Genomic DNA, 20,915 nt, shown 5'->3' with positions numbered 1-20,915 from the left:
CAAACCCGCCGCTTGCGCGGCCGCGCGTGTGCATGGCACACGCCCCTGTGCTGACGCACAGGGCTTTGAGAACATTGAACCATGCAAAACCGCAGCAGGTGCGGTTTTGTTGGGGCCGCTTCGCGGCGCCATGGTATAATAGCCTCAAACCCGCTGCTTGCGAGGCCGCGCGTGTGCGCTGCACACGCCCCTGTGCCGGCGCACAGGGCTTTGAGAACAAGGAGGGAACCGGGAAATGACAAAGGACGAGCTGCTTGCCCTGTGCGCCGCATATCCCGGCGCTGCTGTGGACTGCCCGTTTGAGGACGGCGGCAATGTCGTGGTGCGTCACGCCGCCGGGCGCAAATGGTTTGCTCTTGTTTTTGAACGCGACGGAAAATTATGCGTAAATTTGAAATGTGAACCAATGAAAGCCGATTTCTGGCGGGCGGCCTACCCCGCCGTTACGCCGGGCTGGCATATGAACCATACCCACTGGAACACCGTGGAGGTGAACGCCGGCGTCCCGCCGGAGGACCTTTGCGAAATGATCTCCGACAGCTATCGCCTGACAACCTCTCCCGCTCGCGCGGAACGGAGTACGCGCCGCGCAAAGCAGCGGCCGCAGCCGTGAGACCTCGCTTCCGGCAAAAAACGTCCGCAGAGCCTCCTGAGGCTCTGCGGACACTTCTTTTCTCTTTACACCCCAAAGGATACGCTCATGCGCGCCAGGCGTCGTACAAGGCCTGTACCTGCGCAGCCATGCGCTTGAGTTCCTTGTTGGGTCTTCCTCCCACCCCCTGGGCCAATGCGGAAAGCTGCTTGACGGCCCGCTGCAGCTCACTGAAGGCCGCCATTGCGCGCGGGTCGCGCGCGGCCTCCTCCGGCTTTTTGCGCAGCACTCCGGCGGGCTGGGCCAGAAACGCCCCGGCGGCCAGATCATAACACGTTCCGCTGTACGGGGCCATCGCATTGTAACCGTATTCTTCTCTCAGGCACTGGGTAAAATCCGTACATGCTTCATCGTCGCCATGATTGACGAATATCTGCGCCGGCTTCGGTGAAACACCCTGGAGCCAGCGGATGAGCCCGTTTTTATCCGCGTGCCCGCTCACGCCCGCCAGCACGCGGATTTCTGCGTTGACTGCGATCGCTTCGTCGAATATTTTTACCGATGGTGCGCCGTCCACCAGCGCGCGCCCCAGCGTGCCCTCTGCCTGATAACCAACAAACAGCACCGTATTTTCGCTGTGCCACAGATTATGCTTTAAATGATGCCGGATACGCCCCGCATCGCACATTCCGCTGGCAGAAAGGATGACCTTCGGCACGGCATTCGCATTGATGGCTTGGGAATCCTCCTTCGTCACGCTGGTCCTAAGCCCTTCAAACCAGAGCGGATTTACCCCGCTCCGCACCAGTTCCCGCGCCTCAGGGTCCAGATTTTCCGTGGGGCATTGCAGGAAAATGCTCGTTGCCTCATTGGCCAGCGGACTGTCCACATAAACAGGGAATCCGTCGTGCCCGTGCACCCGGCCCTGCTCCTTGATCTCCCGGATAAAATACAGCATTTCCTGCGTGCGGCCCACAGCAAAGGAGGGAATGACCACCGTGCCGCCCCGGTCAAAGGTCTGCTGCAGGATCTCCGTCAACGCGCCCACATAATCCGGGCGCTCACCGTGCAGCCGGTTGCCGTAGGTGGATTCCAGCACCAGATAATCTGCCTGCTCCACCCGCTGCGGGTCGTTGAGGATGGGCTGATGCGTATTCCCCACGTCACCGCTGAACACCATCTTTTTGGTAACGCCGCCCTCGCTCATCCATATCTCAATGGCGGCGGAGCCAAGCAGATGCCCGATATCCGTAAAGCGCACCGCAACGCCTTCGCCAACGGCCGTCAGCTTGTTGTACGGGCACGGACGGAAGCGGGATAAAACGCCCTCTGCGTCCGCCATCGTGTACAGCGCCTCCGCCTCCGGGCGTCCGGCCCTGCGCGCCTTTCGGTTTTTCCACTCCGCCTCGCTCTCCTGAATATGCGCGCTGTCGCGCAGCATGATCTGGCACAGGCTGGCAGTGGATTCCGTAGCATACACGGTGCCCCGAAAGCCGTTTTTGTACAGCAGGGGCAGATATCCAGAATGGTCGATATGGGCGTGCGTCAGCAGCACGCAGCTCAGTTCTGCCGGGTTCACAGGCAGCGGGATATTCTCGAACCGGTTTTCCCCCTGCTCCATCCCGCAGTCCACCAGGAAAGCGCTGTTCCCCACCTCCAGCAGGGAGCAGCTCCCCGTAACCTCATGCGTGGCGCCGATAAACGTTACCTTCATGGCTTTTGCATCTCCCTTTTCCGCGGCCCTTCCCGCCGCTTTCGCCTCCGTCCGTATGCGGACGAAGGACGTGTTTTTTTCATTGTATCACAGCCTCTGCCGCCGCGTCCCGTATTTTCCGCAAAATTTACAGGATGTACAAAAAGCCCCCGAAGGGATTATCCTTCGGGGGCTTTCGTTATGGATTTGCCTGAGGTTCGCGTTCCGTGCTTACGCCTGAGCCGGGGTCTGCGCGTTGTCATCGGGCTCTTCTTTTTCCTTGCGGGCAAAGATGCACACAATGACCTGCACCAGAGCGATGAGCACCATGAGCCATGTCCAGCGGTCCACGAACACCATCGGATTGCGCATATTCTCCGTGAGGAGGAAGGCGATGATGGAGCCAATGGCCGGGATGAGGCTCAGCACACGAGTCACGCCTTTGCGCTTCACCGTGTACTCCACGTTCTCGTTCTCATCCTCTTTCTTCTTTTTGCCCAGGAAGCCGATGAGCAGCAGGATGCTGACAAGGGCCGTGCAGAGCATCAGGATGAGGTTGAGCAGCGCCCATGCGGCGCCGGAAGCGAGCGGCGTATCGGCTTCCTCGATCTCCTCTTCGGCGGGCTCTTCCGCGGGTGCTTCGGGTTCAGCCGGAGCAAGCGGGGTTTCAGGCTCGTCGATGGTTTCCTCCGGGCCTTCTTCCGGCGCCGTCGGACCTACCGGGGTCACCGGAGGCACCGGGGGTTCTTCCGGAATGACGCCTTCCGCATTGAAGTCCGCCACAAAGGTGATGTCGCCTGTGATGGCGTAAGAGGTCGTCGGAGTCGCCGGGCCCCAGAACAGCGTGTTGGCGATGTATCCCAGATTCGCCAGCGCTGTCGGGATCTGTGCTTCAGTCAGATAACCGGTACCGTTCTCAGCGGGTTCGCCGTTCTCGTTCAGCAGTGTCACGACCGTGGTCATCTGCTTCGTATTCTGAGCGTCCGTGCCGCCCTTGGGCTGGAGTACGCCGTTGATCGCTTCAAACGTGACAGTTGCCTGATACTTATCCGGGATGTTGTCACCCGGGACCTCCGGGTCGGGGTCTTTGGTCGGGTCGGACTTCTCATCCTTTGTGAAGTTGACGTTCACGATATTCGCAGCCGCATCCTTCGAGATGAGCTTGCCCGCGCCGTCCACATTCTCCAGCACGTAGTTCGCGCCGTCAAAAGTGGTCTTGCCGGTGTCGTAGGGAATCGCGTCGCCGATCTTGCCGGTGGCATTCACAGCAGAAGCGGTATCCTCAACGCCGTCGTAGTAGTAGTGTACCTGGTAACCGGAGATCGCCAGCTCCCACGTCACTGTAAAGACAGCGCCGTCAGCCGTGATCTCAGCCCCTTCGGCCGGTACGGCCGGTGTCCAGCGTTCGGTGGCCGGGTCGTAATCCGCGGCTGCGGCTGCAGTCGGGACCTGAGCCTCAGCCAGCTTGCCTGTGCCGTTCTCGGCCCACTTGCCGTCCGCGTCGAACAGAGTCACATAGGTGACCAGCTCAGTGCCCATGCTGCCGCCCAGCGTAACTGCGCCATTGACAGCCTGATAGGTCACTTTCGCCTGATACTTGTCGGGCACATTGTCCGGCTTATCCGGGTCTTCGGGGTCAGTGCCCTTTGTATCAACGTCGAAATATGCGGTGAATTCTGCATTGTCCGTGTATACCTCGCTCTTCAGCGTCTCCATACCGGAGGTCACATCGCGCTTGGTTCCATCGGTCCAGTAATCGAATGCATAGCCCTCACGTCCCGCCGCATTTGCACCGGCCGGGCTGGCTTTCTTCTCTTCGAGCAGTTCGCCGTTCAGCCGTTCAAAGGTGTGGATTTCCACACTCTTATCAACCGTGCCTTTCCGAACGTCCGCACTCTGATAGGTAAATACGATCTGCGCATAATCGGGGATGTCGTCCGGGCCGCCCTCTTCATCCTTTGCGTAGTACACCCTGACCACGTTGTCGGCTTCAATGTCGCTCACCGTCAGGCCGTTGTTTTCGACCCAGTCCAGCGTATAGTGTACGCCGTTCCGGTCCGTTTCTGCGGCCGCCGCAGTCGTGAATGTCTCACCGTAAGTGACAGACTGCACCCGGGTCATATCCGTATCCTGAGCCTTGTCGAAGTAGTATTCGACCGTGACATTGTACGGGTTGGCCGTAAAGGAGCCTGTGATCTCCACATCCTGTGCAGGCATCGTGAAGTCGCCGGTGCTCCAGCCGCTGAAGGTATGGCCCTTTGCGGTCGCGGCCTCCGCCACTGTTACAGAGGCGCCGTATTTCACAGCCGCCTTTTCCGGCAGTGCACTTGCGTCCGCAGGCACTGTGCCCGTGTAGGCATAGGTCACATCGTAGCTGTTGCGCGTGTAGTACAGCTTCAGCACCAGGCTGCCGTCGCCCGCGATATTGCCGCTGGCGACCGTGCCCTCCACGGTCCCGTCAAATGTAAAGCCTGTATAGGCTTTCGGGTTTGCCGTCGCAGTGGTATCGGTCTCGCCTGTCAGGTGTTCGGTATCCACCTCCACAAGGTCGTAACCGTCGCCCGCCAGATTCTGCTGATAATGCTCCACTGTATAAGCGGTATCGCCGTTGGCCGTGAAGGAGCCTGTGATCTCCACATCCTGTGCGGGCATCGTGAAATCGCCGGTGCTCCAGCCGCTGAATGTGTAGCCCGGAGCCGTGGCCGCCTCCGCCACCGTCACGGCGGCGCCAAAACGGTAGCTCGCGCCCGCAGGCAGTGCACTTGCACCCGCAGGAGTATTCAGGTAGCGGTAGCTCACGCCGTAGCTGTTGCGGTTGTAATAGATATCAACCACCGTGCTGCCGTCGCCCGCGATGTTCTTCTGCTGGAAGCTCTGAGCCGTAAAGCCCGCAACGGTCTTCGCAGCAGCAGCCGTGAGCGTATCCGTCGTGCCGCTCAGCGTTTCGCTGAGCATGGCCGTGTCGGCATCGTACGCATCGTCCAAAATGTTCTGGAAGTGGTGCCGCACCGTGTATTCGGTGTTGCTGTTGGCCGTGAACGAACCGGTAATGGTCACGTTTTCGGCCGGCATCGTGAAGTCATTCCGGCTCCAGCCGCTAAACGTATAGCCCGGGGCCGTGGCGGCCTCTGCCACCGTTACAGGCGCGCCGTATTTCACGGTCGCCTTTTCCGGCAGCGCGCTTGCACCCGTGGGCACCGTGCCCGTATAGGCATAGGTCACGTCATAGCTGTTGCGCGTGTAGTACAGCTTCAGCACCAGGCTGCCGTCGCCCGCGATATTGCCGCTGGCGACCGTGCCTTCCACGGTCCGGTCAAGCGTAAAGCCTGTATAAGTCTTCGGGTTTGCCGTTGCGATGGTATCGGTCTTGCCCGTCAGCTCCTCGGTCTCCGCAAGAGTGAAGCCGTCATCCTCAAGGTTCTGCTTGTAATGCTGCACCTGATAAGCGGTGTCCGTGCGGGCTACAAAATAGCCTGTCGCCGTAACATCATTCGCAGGCATGACCGCGGGCTCGTTGGCCCAGCCGATGAAGTCGTAGCCAGCCTTGGCGGCAGCCGCCTCTGCAGCGACGTTCTGGCCGAAGCGGTAATCCGCCTGCTTATAGTTGGGGTTCGGGTCCACGGTACCAGTGACCGCATACGTTACAGTATAGCTGTTGCGGTTGTAGTAGATATCAACCACCGTGCTGCCGTCGCCCGCGATGTTCTTCTGCTGGAAGCTCTGAGCCGTAAAGCCCGCAACGGTCTTCGCAGCAGCCGCCGTGAGCGTATCCGTCGTGCCACTCAGCGTTTCGCTGAGCATGGCCGTGTCGGCATCGTACGCATCGTCCAAAATGTTCTGGAAGTGGTGCCGCACCGTGTATTCGGTGTTGCTGTTGGCCGTGAACGAACCGGTAATGGTCACGTTTTCGGCCGGCATTGTGAAGTCATTCCGGCTCCAGCCGCTGAACGTATAGCCCGGGGCCGTGGCGGCCTCTGCCACCGTTACAGGCGCGCCGTATTTCACGGTCGCCTTTTCCGGCAGCGCGCTTGCACCCGTGGGCACCGTGCCCGTATAGGCATAGGCCACGTCATAGCTGTTGCGCGTGTAGTACAGCTTCAGCACCAGGCTGCCGTCGCCCGCGATATTGCCGCTGGCAACTGTGCCCTCCGCTGTTCCGTCGAATGCAAAGCCTGTATAGGTTTTCGGGTTTGCCGTAGCAGTGGTATCGGTCTCACCCGTCAGGTTTTCGGTCTCCGCAAGGGTATAGCCGTCATCCTCAAGGTTCTGCTGATAGTGCTCCACCTTATAAGGAGTTTCGCCGTTGGCCGTGAAGGAACCGGTAATGGTCACGTTTTCGGCCGGCATCGTGAAGCCGTCTTCCCGGCTCCAGCCGCTGAACGTGTAGCCCGGGGCCGTGGCGTCCGCTGCCACTGTAACAGCAGCGCCGTATTTCTCGGTCGTCTCCGCAGGCAGCTCGCTCGCGCCCGTGGGCACCTTGCCCGTGTACTGGTAGGTGACCTTATAGCTGTCGCGCGTGTAGTACAGCTTCAGCACCAGGCTGCCGTCGCCCGCAACATTGCCTTCGGTGACAGTTCCGTCCACCGTGCCGTCGTAGGTAAAGCCCGTGTAGTCCTTCGGCGTTGCCGACACATGCGTATCCGTAGTGGCGTTCTGTTCTTCCGTCTCAAACAGGACGAAAGCGTCTCCCGCCAGATTCTGCTGGTAGTGCTCCACCTTGTAGCCGGTGTCCGTATTGGCTGTAAAGCGTCCCGTGAGCTGTACGGCGCCGGCAGGCATCGTAAAGCTCGTGACCTCGGCATTGTCTTTCTTCCAGCCGTCGAAAGTATAACCCGGGGCTGTGGCCTTATCCGCCACCCGGACCTCGGCGCCGTACTTGTAGGAAACAGTTCCCGGCAGCTGGCTTGCGCCCGTGGGGGCAGCGCCGTAATCATAGCTTACTTCATAGCTGTTGCGCGCGTAGTAAACTTTCAGAACCAGCTTTCCGTCGCCTGTGATCACGCCTGTGAGAACGTTGTTTTCATTGCCCTCGTCGAACCGGAAGCCCTCATAGCTCTTTGCCTCCGCCGTCGCCGTTGTATCCGTGACGCCCGTCAGGTTCGCTTCTGTTTCGCGCAGAGTATAGCCCTCGCCGTCCAGATCCTCCGTCCAGTGCTCCACCGTGTACCTGGTATCGGTATTCGCGGTAAAGGAACCCGTGAGCTGCACCGGGCCGGCGGGCATTTTGAAGCTTGCCGTTACCTTGCCGTCCTCGAGCCAGCCGTTAAACGTGTAGCCCGGGGCCGTGGCCTGCGGAGCCACCGTTACATCCGCACCATATTTGTAGGACGCGGTGGCCGGAAGCGCACTTGCGCCTGCGGGCACTGTGCCCGTGTAAGCATAGCTCACTTCATAGCTGTTGCGCGTGTAGTACAGCTTCAGCACCAGGCTGCCGTCGCCCGCGATATTGCCGCTGGCAACCGTGCCCTCCACGGTCCCGTCAAATGTAAAGCCTGTATAAGTCTTCGGGTTTGCCGTCGCAGTGGTATCGGTCTCGCCTTTCAGGTGTTCGGTATCCGTCTCCACAAGGTCGTAACCGTCGCCCGCCAGGTTCTGCTGATAATGCTCCACTGTATAAGCGGTATCGCCGTTGGCCGTGAACGAACCGGTAATGGTCACGTTTTCGGCGGGCATCGTGAAGTCCTCTTTCTGGCTCCAGCCGCTGAACGTGTAGCCCGGAGCCGTGGCGGCCGCCGCCACCGCTACAGGCGCGCCGTATTTCACAGTCGCCTTTTCCGGCAGCGCGCTCGCGCCTGCGGGCGCCGTGCCCACATAAGCATAGGTCACTTCATAGCTGTTGCGGTCGTATTTGATCTCAACCACCGTGCTGCTGTCCGCAGCGATGGTCTTCTGCTCAACCGCCTGCGCCGTAAAGCCTTCATAGCTCTTCGCCGCAGCGTTTGTAGCCGCCCCGGTCGTGCCGTGCAGGGTCTGCCGGGCCGCCGCATCTTCAGTATAACCGTCACCTGTCACATCCTGCAGCATGTGCTTGACGGTATACGCCGTGTCCGTAGCGGCGCGGTAAACGACCTCCACGGTCACACCGTTCTCCGCCATTGTGCCTGCTACCGCTGCAACGCTGGCCGTATAACCCGGAATCAACGGGCTGGCAACGCTGTAAGGCGCGCCGAACGCGATATCCCTGGATACAGGCTCCGCCGCCTTCTGGCCCCGCAGTGCTGCGTCGGGCACGTCATCGGCATATTTGTAGGTGATATTCAGCGGATAGCTGTTCACCGTGTAGTAGAAAACGATTTTGTTGGCTGCATTGTCCGCACCGACCGTGATGGACATGGTGCTGTCTCCCGCCACAGTATAACCCGTGACTGCGGGCGCCGTTTCCGTCACCGTCTCGTCAAACTTCGCGGACACGTTTTCTTTCGCCGTCGTGCCGGGTACAGGCGTCTCTGTGCCTTCCAGATAATAGTAAACGCTGTACGTCTGGTCGTTGGCCGCGTAATACACGTTGATCACCGTAGAGCCGTCTTTCGCAACATACGCGGAAAGCGCAGCCCCGGATGTAACGCAGGTGTACCCGGCTTTGTTTATGACGTCCGCCGTCACCAGGCTTCCGGCCTTGGCCGTGCCCGTAACAGTTTCCGTCAGCGAAGCATTGCTGCCGTAATAGTGGTTGACCGTATACGCCGAATCCGCGATTTTCTTATAATAGAACGTGATCTCGCTGTTTTCGCGGGTGGCCGTCTGAACATAGCTGGTACCCTCGGCCAACTCATAACCGCTGACCGTCGCGGAATATATCAGCAGGCTGTTGACCGTCAGGTCGCTGCGGATAACATCCTCGGCAACCTTTTCCGTGGTGCCCTCAATATAATGATGCACCGTGGCCGTCCAGTTCTGCAGCTTGTCATAGACGAACACTACTTCCTGCCCGTCATCCAGAATTTTGACGTTCTGGCTGCTCTGCTGCGCCTGATAACCGTCAATGACAGGCGCATTTACAGTGACGGACGCGCCCACTTCCACTTCGGAGCCATCGACGCGTTTGAGCTCATTGCCCTCCGTGTCCTTCGCCACGATGACATAGGTGCAGCTGTCCGTGCGCGTCCATTTCGCATGGAGCGTCAGGTTGCGGACGATCTGCTGCGTGGCCACGAACGGAACGGTGTACGCCTCGTCCGTATACCAGCCCGCGAACACGTAGCCCTCACGGGTGGGGTCTTCGGGCATCTGGCCCTCAATCGTGTCGTATTTCGCCACGCCGATGGGCGCCGGAGTCTCCGTATCCGCGCCATGCGTGTTGAAGGAAACCGTATAATCCGGCTTCGCCCACTTGGCGTAGACCTGCAGGTTCCGTGCGGGCATCGTGCTGCTCCAGTCCACCGGAGTCTGGAACGCCTCGTCCAGATACCAGCCCATGAACACATAGTCGCTGTCCATACCGGCCGGCCGGCCCACGCTGCTATCAGCAGGCTTTGCGCTGGAAAGTCTTGCTTCAAATTTCAGCGAAGCATTCGAAACGCCAGTGCAATTCTCAAATACGAGATTATAGCTGTTGCGGGTATAATACAGCCACAATGGAGAGTCGCCGCTTTTTTTCCAGCTGTCGTATGTAAAGCCTGTGATCGGCATCTGGTCTTCCACCGTCAGAGAAACGCCGCGGCTCGCATTAAAAGTTGCGTAGACGTCGTAACCCGTCCCCGACACCTTTTGAACCCGATATTCGATCTTCTTTCCCGTGCCGGAACTTTTTTCATACATCGTCAGGTTCTCGGCCGGCATATTCGCAATCAGCGTATACTGTACATTATCATTCTTATTGGGACCCCAGCCGTCATCCTCACATGCGGTTTCCCAGCGGGCAGAAACATCCTCGCCGTACTTCGCCGTGATGCGCAGGCTGGTATCCTCGCTCCACCCCCACCAGCCTTCCCGATAGAACTTAATCGTAAACGTCTTGCGGCTGAAATAAACATTCTTGACCGCGCTGCCGTCTGCGGTGATTTCCACATTACCCGCAGATTTGACACTGTCGAGTTCAAACCCGGCCGCTTCCAGGCCCTGAGGCATACGGCTGGCGGTCAGGGACGTGCTGTATGGGATATTGCCGCCCACAGCGCCGGTCGCTTTGTCCGCATAGAGGTAGTCGTAACCGCCCGTCAGGTTCTCGCCCCAGTATACGACCTGGTAGGACGCCTGCGTGGCGTTCGCCCACTGCGCCGTCACCGTCGTGGCGGCGGCAGGCATCGTTTCGGGAACAAAATCCCACCCGGCGAACGTATAGCCCACCTTCGTGGGGTCAGCCGGAGCCGACACCGCAGCGCCGTATTTCAGCATCTGCGGCTCAATATAGCTGCCGCCGTCGGTGTTCCACGTGAGCAGGTAGCTGTTGCGGTCGTATTTTACTTCCACGACCGTTTCGCCGCTGGACGCCACCTTCACCTGGGTGATGGGCAGAGCCGTAAAGCCCTCCACCGTTCTCGCTTGTGCGGCGGTGTCCAGGCCCGTGGTGCCCTCCAGCGTTTCACGTAGCGCTTCGTCTTCCGCATAAGCGGTGCCTTCCACGTTCTGGAACAGGTGCTTTACCGTGTAATTCCGGGCGGCACCGCTGTAAGTAACAACGACCGTTAGGTCTTCGGTGACCGACTCGACCGCAAATACGACCTCCGCCATGTCCGGCGTAAAGCCGTCGAGCGCCGGAGACGGAACCGTCTTATGGAACGGTTCGCCCACAACGGCCTGCTCCACATGGGCGGGAGCCGCCTGCGTGCCATCGCTGTACCGGTACTCCACCGTCATGTTTTTGGCGGTAATGGCCTCGTAAACGGCCGTCACCGTCAAATCGCTCTGCACGTTGGTAAAATCCGTATCCCAGCGCACAAAACGCTGGCCGGATACCAGCGGCGCGTCCGGTGCCACGGCACTGCCACCCTGTTGAATGGTCTGGGTGACAAGTGTCTCGCCGTTGGCCACGAACGTGACGGTGAACGTCACAGGCGCCGGGTCCCCGTCATTTGCCGGGAGCACGGCGCTGTTCGCGGCAGGCGCCGCCTCCGAGCTTGCGGGCTCCGGTGTGGTTGGCTCTGTCGTTTCAGACGCAGCCGGCTCGGCCGCCGTCGTAGACGGGGCCGGGTCGACAACATCCTCAGCGAGCGCGCCTGTGGGCATGCTGGTGAACATCATCGCGAACACCAGAACCACACTCATGACGCGACGCAAAGCGTTGGATGTGTTTTTCATGCGTTTTCCTCCTTCTTGAAATGCGTGTTGATCGCCCTCTGGTGGCGGGAAATGTATCTTACATACTCAGTATAACGGTCGCCGGTCACAACTTGGTCACAAAACGATTTTTTGCTGACTTTTTTTGAAAATATTTTAAGCAGCAGCCCTTCACCGCGTAAAACCATGGCTTTTTCACCCCTTCGGCTGCAGGGGAAGCTCCCCCATGGGGTAAACGTCATACCGCAACAGCAGCCCCGCATCGGGCGCAACGCACGACATAAACCGCGTGTGGATGCGCCCGGCGATGACGGCCGCGTTCTCGCTGGACGCGCCCAGCACCATCAGCAGATATTGGCAGCCGCTGTACGGCGCGAACAGGTCGCCGCTGCGCAGGCTGGCCTGCAGGTCGTCGCTGAGGCGGCTCATATACTCCTCGCGCGCGGCCAGCGGCACAAACTGCCCCTGTGCGTCCGTAAGGGTCATCAGGATAATATATGCGCTCTGCCCGCTGCGCTTGAGGCCGCGCTCCACAAAACGGTAGATCTGTTTGAAGGTCTCGTAATCCTGACAGAACGCGCCTTTGGGCGGGTCTTTTTCCCGCAGCTCACGCCGGATGAGCGCCATGTCTGTGCAGATGCTGCGCTCTCCTCCGGCATCCGCACTGTCTGCACGGCGGGCGCGGCGGGCTTTTTTGCGGGCCAGGAGCATCTGGTCGGCACGGTCAAACAGGGAAATATAATCGTCCCCCGCCTGCTTTTCCGCAAGGCCCAGCGTAAAGGAAAGGTTCCACTGCATGCCGTAACGCCGGCCCGCCTTTCGCAGGCGCTCGGCCAATTGCGCCGCACGGCCGTCCACCGCCTCCTGAGAGCATCCGCCCAGAATGTAGATGATGAACTCATCGCCGCCCACGCGGCCGATGATATCCCGCGGAAAAAAGATATCCCGCAGCGTGCGCGCCGCCTCGCACAAAAGAGCGTCGCCGATGAGATGGCCGTAGCGGTCGTTCACTTGTTTGAAATGGTCGATATCCAAAACCAAAAGCATCCCGCCGCCGTTTTTCAGCAGCGCTTCATCTACATGCGCTTCCGCAGCACGGCGGTTGTACAGGCCGGTGAGCCAGTCGTGCTCCGCCAGCACGCGCAGACGGGTGTTTTCGTCCTTCAGCATGTCAAGCTCCTGGTCCACCAGCATCCCCCCATTTCACATGCGCCCTGCGGCCGCCGGGCATTTCTCCGGGAATGTTCCCGGATTTTCCGCGTGTCCCGGACGGTCGGAGGCGCACCTTCCCCTCTTATTCTTTTATTATAGATTCATAAATTTTGACCGTCAAGAGTATTTCATAAAACAGTCTATTTTTTACGTGATTTTATCTTTTAAAAGACTTTTCCTGCGTTATCCTATGATTTTACTGTGTTTAAAACCACCTCATTTCCAGCGGCACTTGTATTGGAGGGCGCAAAAGGATTACAATAAAGAAAAACGCCCGGTGTGCTGCGACACGCGGGCCGGGAGGGAATTGAAATGACTTTGACGGAGACCGTGCGCGCCCAAACGCGACAGGCCGTGGCGGAGCTTCTGGCTGCAGCCCGGATGCGCGCGGGAGATATTTTTATCATCGGCTGTTCGTCCAGCGAGGTCGTGGGCCAGCGCATTGGGCGCGGCTCCAGCATGGAGGCCGCGCAAGCTGTGTGGGAAGGCGCCGCGCCCCTGCTTGCGGAAAGCGGATTGTATCTGGCCGCGCAGTGCTGTGAGCACCTGAACCGCGCCATCGTTGTGGAACGGGCGGCGCTTCCGCCGTGGGCGGAAACGGTAAACGCCGTGCCTCAGCCCCACGCGGGCGGTTCCTTTGCCACCGCCGCATATGCGCACATGGCGGACCCCGTGCTGGTGGAGAACATCCGCGCGGGTGCGGGCATTGACATCGGCGGCACACTCATCGGCATGCATCTGCGGCCTGTGGCCGTCCCCGTGCGGCTCAGTCTGGCCCGCATCGGCGAGGCCGGCATTCTTTGCGCGCGCACGCGGCCGAAATACATCGGCGGCAGCCGCGCCGTATATCAAACAGACGAATTGGAGGTGCCGCGTTAAATGACGGCAGAAGAGATCAGGCGGATGGAGGAACGCATCGCACAGGTGCGCGCGGAAATGGAGCGGGCGTGCCGCGCAGCCGGGCGCGCCCCCGGGGAGGTTCTTCTGTGCGCCGCCAGCAAAACGCAGAATTCCGAGACCGTGCGCGCGGCGGCTGCGCTGGATATCGACCTGTTTGGAGAAAACCGCGTGCAGGAGCTTTGTGAAAAATACGCCGCCGGCGCATACAGCGGCAAGCCGCTGCATTTTATCGGCCATCTGCAGACCAACAAGGTGCGCCAGGTAGTGGGGCGTGCGTGCATGATAGAATCCGTCGGCTCGCACAGGCTGCTGGAATGTGTGGCTGCCGAAGCTCAGAAGCAGGGCATCCGGCAGGATATCCTGGTCGAGATCAACATTGGGGCCGAGGCAAGCAAAAGCGGCATCGCACCCGAAGAGCTGCCCGGGCTTCTGGAATGCGCCCATGCTTTGCCCTCCCTGCGGGTGCGCGGCCTGATGTCCATCCCGCCTGCTGCGGATGCGCCGGGCGCGAGCCGCCCCTACTTTGCACAGATGCGCGGCCTGTTCGAGCGGGCGCAGGCCGCGCAGGGCGGCAACGTGAGCATGGAGTACCTTTCCATGGGCATGAGCGCCGATTTTGCAGACGCTATTTTGGAAGGGGCAAATCTGGTCCGCGTCGGGACCGCACTGTTCGGCGCGCGGAGCTATCCTGCACAGTAGCTTTATATAATATGTATTATAAAGGGAAAACGGCACCGGGATATTCAAATCCCGGCGCCGTTTTCCAAATTCCCAGAAACAGATCCTCCCTCTGCGTCAGCGCCCCGGCGGGCGGCGGCGCGGCGGACGCGGACGGGCAACGTCATGTTCGGCCCGCTCCCCCACATACACACAGGCATATACTGCCAGCGTGATGGGCACTGCTACCACGAACACCGCTTTGAAGATCGTATCCCAGATAGTCATCCCGCACTCCCCCTCCGTCCCGCTCATGCTCCTGCGGCCGGATACGCTGCCTGAGCCCTTTATAACTTATATGGACATCTTTGCCGCGGATATTCATTGAAAAAGGCGTACGAGGTGGAAAGTTCTTCCTTGTGCGGAACGGCGGCTGCCAGACAGGATTTTGTCACACCGCTCCTCTTTACATCCGCCGCAGGGCAAAGTATGATAGATGCGGAGACCGCATTCGTGCGTTAAGAAAGGAGCCGGCAATGAAACACGAGCCGTCGTCTGATTTGCTGCAGTTTCTGCGCAGCAAAAACATCCTGCCAAACGGTTACTTTTCCCTTGAGGAGCCGGACGGAACGTATACCTTTTACAGCGTATCCCGTTCCGGCGTGCTGTACACACTGAATCTGGAGCCGGCGGCTTTAAGTGCGGATGACGTTTGGGAAAAGCTGGACCGTATTCAAAAAATCTCCCGGGAGGTTTTCGAACAGGCACAGGAGTCGCTTTGGGACGCACGGAGGCTGGCGCGTGGCCTGCCCACCAGCCGGGAGCTGAAGCCGGTTGCGGAACAGTTTTATAAGGACTACACACAGCATTATGCGGAAGGCCTCTGGAAAACCGCCGCCCGGTATGACGAGGAAACGATCCGGCACATTCTGAATATCGTCTGTTCGAATCTGCAAGGGGGCGGCAAAAATCAGCAGGCCGCTTGGGACAGAATGTTCCGGGACCTTGTCCAGGCAAAGGTGTTTCGAACCCAACGCGATATTTAAAAAATAAAAAGTGCAAAAGTATTGACAACGGCGTTATTATTGGATATACTAGATAAGCACCTTAAAGAGGCGCAAACAATTTATATCGCGGGGTGGAGCAGTCCGGTAGCTCGTCGGGCTCATAACCCGAAGGTCGTCAGTTCAAATCTGGCCCCCGCAACCATCTATGATTACGCCGTCAGCTTCGTTGCTGGCGGCGTAGTTCGTTTTTACTTCCTTCATAAACGGTACATCAGCATTCCCTTTGGTCCAATCAGCCGTGGAACGGATGCCAATGAGGTCTTCGTATACGTCCACACTAAAAATGTATTTGCACAGCGGCTCCTTGGTGCAGTCCGGGTTTTCCTGTAAGGCACGAATGTCCTCAGACAGTTCCCCTGTCCGCTGCGCCCGTGTCACTTCTGCCTGCGGTCCCTTAAGCCATGGGCGCAGCCCGTGGCCGATTTATGGTCTGCCGTATTGGTTTCCGCCCTTTATCTTGCAACGGTCCAAAGAATGTCAAGAGAGGAACGGTATCATGAAAGGCGCCCGAGCCGCTGGCGCTGGAGCTCATCCTTCACGCCACCGCGGACAGGGAGCTTGCCTGAAAAGACAGGAGCTGAGCTGACCGCAAGGCATCGAACATACCACACACCGTATCCAAGGAGGCTATATGCTGAAAATATTTTTGTGTGAACCCATCCATCCCCGCGCGCTGGCGCTGCTTAAAACCAGGGCTGAGGTTTTTTCGGACCCCGCCTGTCTGGGCCGGGCCGACGCAGCCATCAGCCGAAACCTGCGCATGGACGCAGCTTTTCTGGAGCAGTGCCCGGCTTTGAAGGTCATCGGCATACACGGCACGGGCACGGACAGAGTGGACCTGGCTGCGGCAGCGCAGCGCGGTGTGCGCGTGGTATATGCCCCGGGCGAAAACGCGCAGTCTGTGGCGGAGCTTATCGTAGGACTGACCCTCGCTCTGGCGCGGCGGGTATATCTGGCGGACCGCATGCTGCAAACCGGCGAAGCCCTCGCCATAGCAGATGCACGGCTGACAGGCATGGAGCTGCACGGCAAAACGCTGGGCCTTGTGGGCGTGGGCAGCATCGCCCGACGTGCCGCAGAGATGTTCCGCCGTGCGTTCGGCATGAGCATTGTAGGGTATTCGCCTTCTCTGACAGAGGAACGCGCGGCATGCCTGGGTATAGCCCGCTGCACTTGTGTACGCGAGGTATTTGCCCGGGCGGACGTTGTGAGCATCGGCGTACCCCTCACGCCTCAGACGCGCGGGCTTGTAGGTACGGCGGAGCTTGCCGCGGCAAAGCTCGGCGCGCTGCTCGTCAATACGGCGCGGGGCGGCGTGGTGGACGAGGATGCATTGTACCGCGCTCTGACGCAGGGTCCTCTGGGAGCTGCCGCCTGCGATGTGCTCGCCCACGAGCCGCCCGCACCCGGCCTGCCGCTGCTGCGTTTGCCCAACTTTCTGGCGACGCCGCATCTCGGTGCAGCCACGGACGAAGCGCTGCTGCGTGTTGGCATGTGCGTTGTGGAGCAGATCTTCACCGTGCTGGACGGCAAAACGCCCGCTCATGAATGCATCGGCACAACAGACCGGACGGATGTAGAATCAGAACACAAATGAAAAAACGGATTTGATGATAACGCGGGATTTATTGAGAAATAAGAGCGGAGGGAAGAATTTGAATCTGATCCGAATCGGCATAGAAGATGCTCGCAAATTGTGGCAAATGCAGACAGAAGCATTTCAGGATTTATATAAACAACTCTGATTATCTCCAAAAAGCCCGGGAATACGGGCATTTCACGGGATATAAGAACTGAATTTACTACCGATTTACTACTTTCGGATTGAGCTTTGACACGCTTCTGCCTCCCGTGAAGCCCACCACCCAAATAGTGACACATCGAAAATTGAATACGACACCGCAGACAGCGGCGTTCTCTTTTCCCCTTTGGAGAGATCAGGACGCCGCTTTTTTTGCGCCCAAAACCAGAAAGGAGGCGACCGCCTATGTACTTTACTTCCGGCAGTGACCGGGCCTTTGAACAGCTCATGCAGACGAGGCCGGGCGCAGATCATTTTGACAGCGGCGAGGCCGGAGCGCCGGAGGACTGCGGCACCTGCCGTTTCTACCGCCCGCACTGGAAGTACCAGTTTTGTGTGTATGAGGAATGTCCCTACCAGCCGGGCAAGCGCACCGCCCTTGACGGCGCGGTGAAATTTCAAGTGAAAGGAGTGGACGACGAGATGGCAGTTTTTCGAGTGGAGAAAAACCGGGGCTACACGGTGATGTCCAACCACCACCTGCGGAACAAGGACTTGTCTCTGAAAGCCAAGGGGCTTCTGTCGCAAATGCTGTCCTTGCCGGAGGATTGGGATTTTACGCTGAAAGGCCTATCCCTTATCAACCGGGAGCAGATCGACGCGATCCGGGCGGCTGTCCGGGAGCTGGAACAGGCGGGCTATATCGTGCGTTCCCGTGAGCGTGACAGCCAAGGCCGCCTGCGCGGGGCGGATTACATCATTTACGAACAGCCCCAGCCTGTGCCGGATTCGCCTACATTGGAAAATCCAACATTGGATAATCCAACGCAGGAAAAGCCTACGCAGGAAAAACCAACGCAATTAAATAAAGATAGATCAAGTAAAGAGAAATCAATTACGGATGGATCAAATACCGATTCCATTCCTATCCTTTCCCCTCCCTCTCCTTTGGGGGAAGAAGCGGCTGCGCCGCCGGAACGGAAAGGAACGGGAGCGAAATCACAGAGCGCCGTAGAGATTTATCGGGAGATCATCAAGGACAACATCGAGTATGAACACCTTTGCCAGTATGCCAAGGGGATTGACCGGGATATGCTGGACGAGATCGTGGACTTGCTGGTGGAAACCGTATGCAGCGCCCGAAAGACCATCCGCATTGCCGGGGACGATTACCCCGCTGAGCTGGTGAAATCCAAGCTGATGAAACTGGACAGCTCTCACATTGAGTTTGTCTTTGACTGTATCAGCAAAAACACCACGGAAATACGGAACATCAAAAAATACCTGCTGGCGGTTCTGTTCAACGCCCCAAGCACCATCAACGGCTATTACACGGCGCTGGTGGGCCACGACATGAACACAGGCAGTTGGGGAACCCCGCAAAATCGGTGATTTTGTGGGGAGAGGAGAAACAGCGAAATGAGCGAGCTTTTCACGCTTGCGTGGAAACAAGCGATATGGAGCTTGTGACGACGAGAAAGGAGGACGGCCCTATGAAACAGGGCGCTTTGATTTTTGACGAGCAGACAGACCGCTACGACATCCGCTTTGACCTTGCGGACTATTACGGCGGCCTGCACTGCGGAGAAACTTTTGATGTGATGGTGGGCGGCAGATGGAGGCCGACCCGCATTGAAATGGCCGAGAACTGGTATCTGGTGGGAATCCATGCCGACGACCTCTCCGGCCTGCGGGTGCGGATTTAAGCCATCCGCCTGCCTGCTGACTTTCCAAAGGAGGGATAGCAGTTGCAGGAAGAAGTAGACCAGAAAACCATAGCGTTAGCGGTTAAGACGGGCAAGCTCACCGCCCAAGTGCTGCAAGCGGCCATCCGAAAATATCTGGCCGCCCGGCAGAAAGGGACGGGCAAGGCCCATCACGGCCAGCAGAGCTTGCGGCAGCTCAAAAAGGACGGTTCCGCCCTGTCCAACATTGAGATCACCGACGCCAACATTGGCTTATTTAAGCCCTGCGCCAAGAAATACGACATTGATTTTACCTTGCGGAAAGACCGCACTACCCATCCGCCCCGGTATATCGTGATCTTCAAATCCAAGCAGGCGGACAATCTGGAACAGGCGTTTAAGGAGTTTACGGCCAAGAAGCTCAAACAGCAGGAACGCCCCTCCATCCGAAAGACCCTTGCCGTCCTGAAAGAAAAGGCGGCGGCCAGAAGCAGCCAGCAGGCCAAGGAGAAAATCAAGGAAAGGGGGCTGTCACGATGAAGCCGGAAATGAAAAAGCTGATAATCGCCAACCTGCCCTACCTGTTGTTTGTTTACCTGTTCGGCAAGCTGGGACAGACCTACCGGCTGGCGGCTGGGGCGGATTTGCCGGAAAAGCTGCTGCACCTTGCGGACGGCTTTTCCCTTGCCTTTGAAAGCGCCGCCCCCAGCTTCCACCTGTTCGATCTGGCGGTGGGCGTGGCCGGTGCGGTGGCACTGCGGCTGATGGTGTACTGCAAAAGCAAGAACGCCAAGAAATACCGCCGGGGCGTCGAGTACGGCAGCGCCCGTTGGGGCGGCCCCAAAGATATAGCCCCGTACATCGACCCGGTGTTTGACAACAACATCCTCCTGACCCAGACGGAACGCCTCACCATGAACAACCGGCCCAAAGACCCCAAGACCGCCCGGAACAAAAATGTGCTGGTGATCGGCGGTTCCGGCAGCGGCAAGACCCGGTTCTTTGTGAAGCCCAACCTTATGCAGTGCGTGTCCAAGGACTACCCGACCTCATTCGTGATTACTGACCCGAAAGGAAGTCTGATTGGCGAAGTGGGCCAGCTCCTTGTGCGGTGCGGCTACCGGGTAAAAGTGCTGAATACCATTAACTTTTCCAAGAGTATGCGCTACAACCCGTTTCGCTACATCCATTCCGAAAAGGACATTTTGAAGCTGGTAAACACGCTGATCTGCAACACCAAGGGCGAGGGCGAAAAGAGCGCCGAGGATTTTTGGATCAAATCGGAACGCCTGCTGTATTCGGCCCTCATTGGCTATATCTGGTACGAAGCGCCGGACGATGAAATGAATTTCACTACGCTGCTTGAAATGATAAACGCCAGCGAAGCCCGCGAGGACGACCCAGAATTTCAATCCCCGGTAGACCAGATGTTTGAGCGGCTGGAAGAAAAAGACCCAGAACATTTTGCGGTGCGCCAGTACCGTAAATTCCTGCTGTCGGCGGGCAAGACCCGCAGCTCCATTTTGATAAGCTGCGGAGCCAGATTAGCGCCCTTTGACATCCGGGAGGTGCGGGAGCTGATGGAGGACGACGAACTGGAACTTGACACCATCGGGGACAAAAAAACAGCCCTGTTCCTGATTATGTCGGACACGGACACGACCTTTAATTTCATTCTGGCAATGGTACAAAGCCAGCTCATAAACCTTTTGTGTGACCGGGCCGATGACAAATACGGCGGGCGGCTGCCCGTCCATGTGCGGCTGATTTTGGACGAGTTTGCCAACATCGGCCAGATTCCAAACTTTGATAAGCTGATCGCCACCATCCGAAGCCGGGAAATCTCGGCTTCTATTATTTTGCAGAGCCAGTCGCAGCTAAAGGCCATTTACAAGGACGCGGCGGAAATCATTTCCGACAACTGCGACTGTACGCTGTTCCTTAGTGGCCGGGGCAAGAACGCCAAGGAGATCGCGGAGGTGCTGGGCAAGGAAACCATTGACAGCTACAACCAGAGCGAGAACCGGGGCGCGCAGACCTCCCACGGACTGAACTACCAAAAACTCGGAAAGGAGCTGATGAGCCAAGACGAAATTGCAACGATGGACGGAGGCAAGTGTATTTTGCAGGTGCGCGGCGTGAGGCCGTTTTT

The 20,915-nt window shown here is 58.5% G+C and carries 13 protein-coding genes and 1 tRNA gene; 10 read left to right on the top strand and 4 right to left on the bottom strand.

The window, feature by feature from the left end:
* Nucleotides 1-235 precede the first annotated feature (235 nt).
* Nucleotides 236-613 carry an MmcQ/YjbR family DNA-binding protein gene (locus IIY41_RS02430; protein ID WP_009321753.1) on the top strand — a complete coding sequence of 126 codons (378 nt, stop codon included), beginning with the start codon at nucleotides 236-238 and terminating at the stop codon, nucleotides 611-613.
* Between the two features lie 85 nt (nucleotides 614-698).
* On the opposite strand, the gene IIY41_RS02425 is transcribed toward IIY41_RS02430, so the two are convergent.
* The 3 genes from IIY41_RS02425 to IIY41_RS02415 form a co-directional block, all read right to left on the bottom strand.
* Complete coding sequence (locus tag IIY41_RS02425) at nucleotides 699-2,306, bottom strand: MBL fold metallo-hydrolase RNA specificity domain-containing protein (protein ID WP_278659771.1); 1,608 nt, start codon at nucleotides 2,304-2,306, stop codon at nucleotides 699-701.
* Between the two features lie 210 nt (nucleotides 2,307-2,516).
* Nucleotides 2,517-11,522, bottom strand: a complete 9,006-nt coding sequence (locus tag IIY41_RS02420; protein WP_287399542.1) for an InlB B-repeat-containing protein — start codon at nucleotides 11,520-11,522, stop codon at nucleotides 2,517-2,519.
* A gap of 174 nt (nucleotides 11,523-11,696) precedes the next feature.
* A complete protein-coding gene (locus tag IIY41_RS02415) occupies nucleotides 11,697-12,689 on the bottom strand; it encodes a GGDEF domain-containing protein (RefSeq protein WP_287399540.1) in 993 nt (330 codons plus the stop codon).
* Nucleotides 12,690-13,025: 336 nt separating this feature from the next.
* Between IIY41_RS02415 and IIY41_RS02410 the strand changes: the two genes are divergently transcribed.
* A complete protein-coding gene (locus IIY41_RS02410) occupies nucleotides 13,026-13,592 on the top strand; it encodes a TIGR01440 family protein (RefSeq protein WP_009321724.1) in 567 nt (188 codons plus the stop codon).
* The gene (locus IIY41_RS02405) at nucleotides 13,593-14,312 is read left to right on the top strand and encodes a YggS family pyridoxal phosphate-dependent enzyme (RefSeq protein ID WP_287399537.1); all 720 of its coding nucleotides are present in this window, start codon (nucleotides 13,593-13,595) and stop codon (nucleotides 14,310-14,312) included. It abuts the gene before it with no gap.
* A gap of 96 nt (nucleotides 14,313-14,408) precedes the next feature.
* Here the strand turns inward: IIY41_RS02405 and IIY41_RS02400 are convergent, their stop codons facing one another.
* Entirely contained in the window at nucleotides 14,409-14,558 is a 150-nt protein-coding gene (locus IIY41_RS02400) for a hypothetical protein (RefSeq protein ID WP_009321722.1), read from the bottom strand.
* Nucleotides 14,559-14,806: 248 nt separating this feature from the next.
* Between IIY41_RS02400 and IIY41_RS02395 the strand changes: the two genes are divergently transcribed.
* The 7 genes from IIY41_RS02395 to IIY41_RS02365 form a co-directional block, all read left to right on the top strand.
* Complete coding sequence (locus IIY41_RS02395; RefSeq protein ID WP_155200821.1) at nucleotides 14,807-15,316, top strand: hypothetical protein; 510 nt, start codon at nucleotides 14,807-14,809, stop codon at nucleotides 15,314-15,316.
* Nucleotides 15,317-15,402: 86 nt separating this feature from the next.
* A tRNA-Met gene (locus IIY41_RS02390) sits at nucleotides 15,403-15,479 on the top strand.
* A 489-nt stretch (nucleotides 15,480-15,968) separates the two neighbouring features.
* Nucleotides 15,969-16,934 (top strand): NAD(P)-dependent oxidoreductase, encoded by a 966-nt coding sequence (locus tag IIY41_RS02385; protein WP_287399532.1) that lies wholly within the window; start codon nucleotides 15,969-15,971, stop codon nucleotides 16,932-16,934.
* Nucleotides 16,935-17,324: 390 nt separating this feature from the next.
* Entirely contained in the window at nucleotides 17,325-18,470 is a 1,146-nt protein-coding gene (locus tag IIY41_RS02380) for a DUF6017 domain-containing protein (RefSeq protein ID WP_287399530.1), read from the top strand.
* Nucleotides 18,471-18,571: 101 nt separating this feature from the next.
* Nucleotides 18,572-18,784: a DUF5348 domain-containing protein gene (locus tag IIY41_RS02375; RefSeq protein WP_003819042.1), complete on the top strand. Its 213-nt coding sequence runs from the start codon at nucleotides 18,572-18,574 to the stop codon at nucleotides 18,782-18,784.
* A 42-nt stretch (nucleotides 18,785-18,826) separates the two neighbouring features.
* A complete protein-coding gene (locus tag IIY41_RS02370; RefSeq protein ID WP_003509387.1) occupies nucleotides 18,827-19,303 on the top strand; it encodes a PcfB family protein in 477 nt (158 codons plus the stop codon).
* Nucleotides 19,300-20,915: VirD4-like conjugal transfer protein, CD1115 family (locus tag IIY41_RS02365; RefSeq protein ID WP_287399516.1), on the top strand; the 1,616-nt coding region annotated here is incomplete at its 3' end. The genes IIY41_RS02370 and IIY41_RS02365, both read left to right, overlap by 4 nt.

Origin of the sequence: Ruthenibacterium sp. (assembly GCF_017421385.1) — a bacterium.
In the GTDB taxonomy this organism is placed as follows: domain Bacteria; phylum Bacillota; class Clostridia; order Oscillospirales; family Ruminococcaceae; genus Ruthenibacterium; species Ruthenibacterium lactatiformans.
The sequence above is the reverse complement of the archived record's forward strand: the minus strand, read 5'-3'. Positions and strand labels throughout refer to the sequence as shown.

Bases quoted from the DNA above. Each gene is read 5' to 3' on its own strand.
- IIY41_RS02375 (WP_003819042.1), top strand. From the start codon at position 18,572: ATGAAACAGGGCGCTTTGATTTTTGACGAGCAGACAGACCGCTACGAC.
- IIY41_RS02430 (WP_009321753.1), top strand. From the start codon at position 236: ATGACAAAGGACGAGCTGCTTGCCCTGTGCGCCGCATATCCCGGCGCT.
- IIY41_RS02395 (WP_155200821.1), top strand. From the start codon at position 14,807: ATGAAACACGAGCCGTCGTCTGATTTGCTGCAGTTTCTGCGCAGCAAA.
- IIY41_RS02385 (WP_287399532.1), top strand. From the start codon at position 15,969: ATGCTGAAAATATTTTTGTGTGAACCCATCCATCCCCGCGCGCTGGCG.
- IIY41_RS02425 (WP_278659771.1), bottom strand. From the start codon at position 2,306: ATGAAGGTAACGTTTATCGGCGCCACGCATGAGGTTACGGGGAGCTGC.
- IIY41_RS02400 (WP_009321722.1), bottom strand. From the start codon at position 14,558: ATGACTATCTGGGATACGATCTTCAAAGCGGTGTTCGTGGTAGCAGTG.
- IIY41_RS02410 (WP_009321724.1), top strand. From the start codon at position 13,026: ATGACTTTGACGGAGACCGTGCGCGCCCAAACGCGACAGGCCGTGGCG.
- IIY41_RS02380 (WP_287399530.1), top strand. From the start codon at position 17,325: ATGTACTTTACTTCCGGCAGTGACCGGGCCTTTGAACAGCTCATGCAG.
- IIY41_RS02420 (WP_287399542.1), bottom strand. From the start codon at position 11,522: ATGAAAAACACATCCAACGCTTTGCGTCGCGTCATGAGTGTGGTTCTG.
- IIY41_RS02405 (WP_287399537.1), top strand. From the start codon at position 13,593: ATGACGGCAGAAGAGATCAGGCGGATGGAGGAACGCATCGCACAGGTG.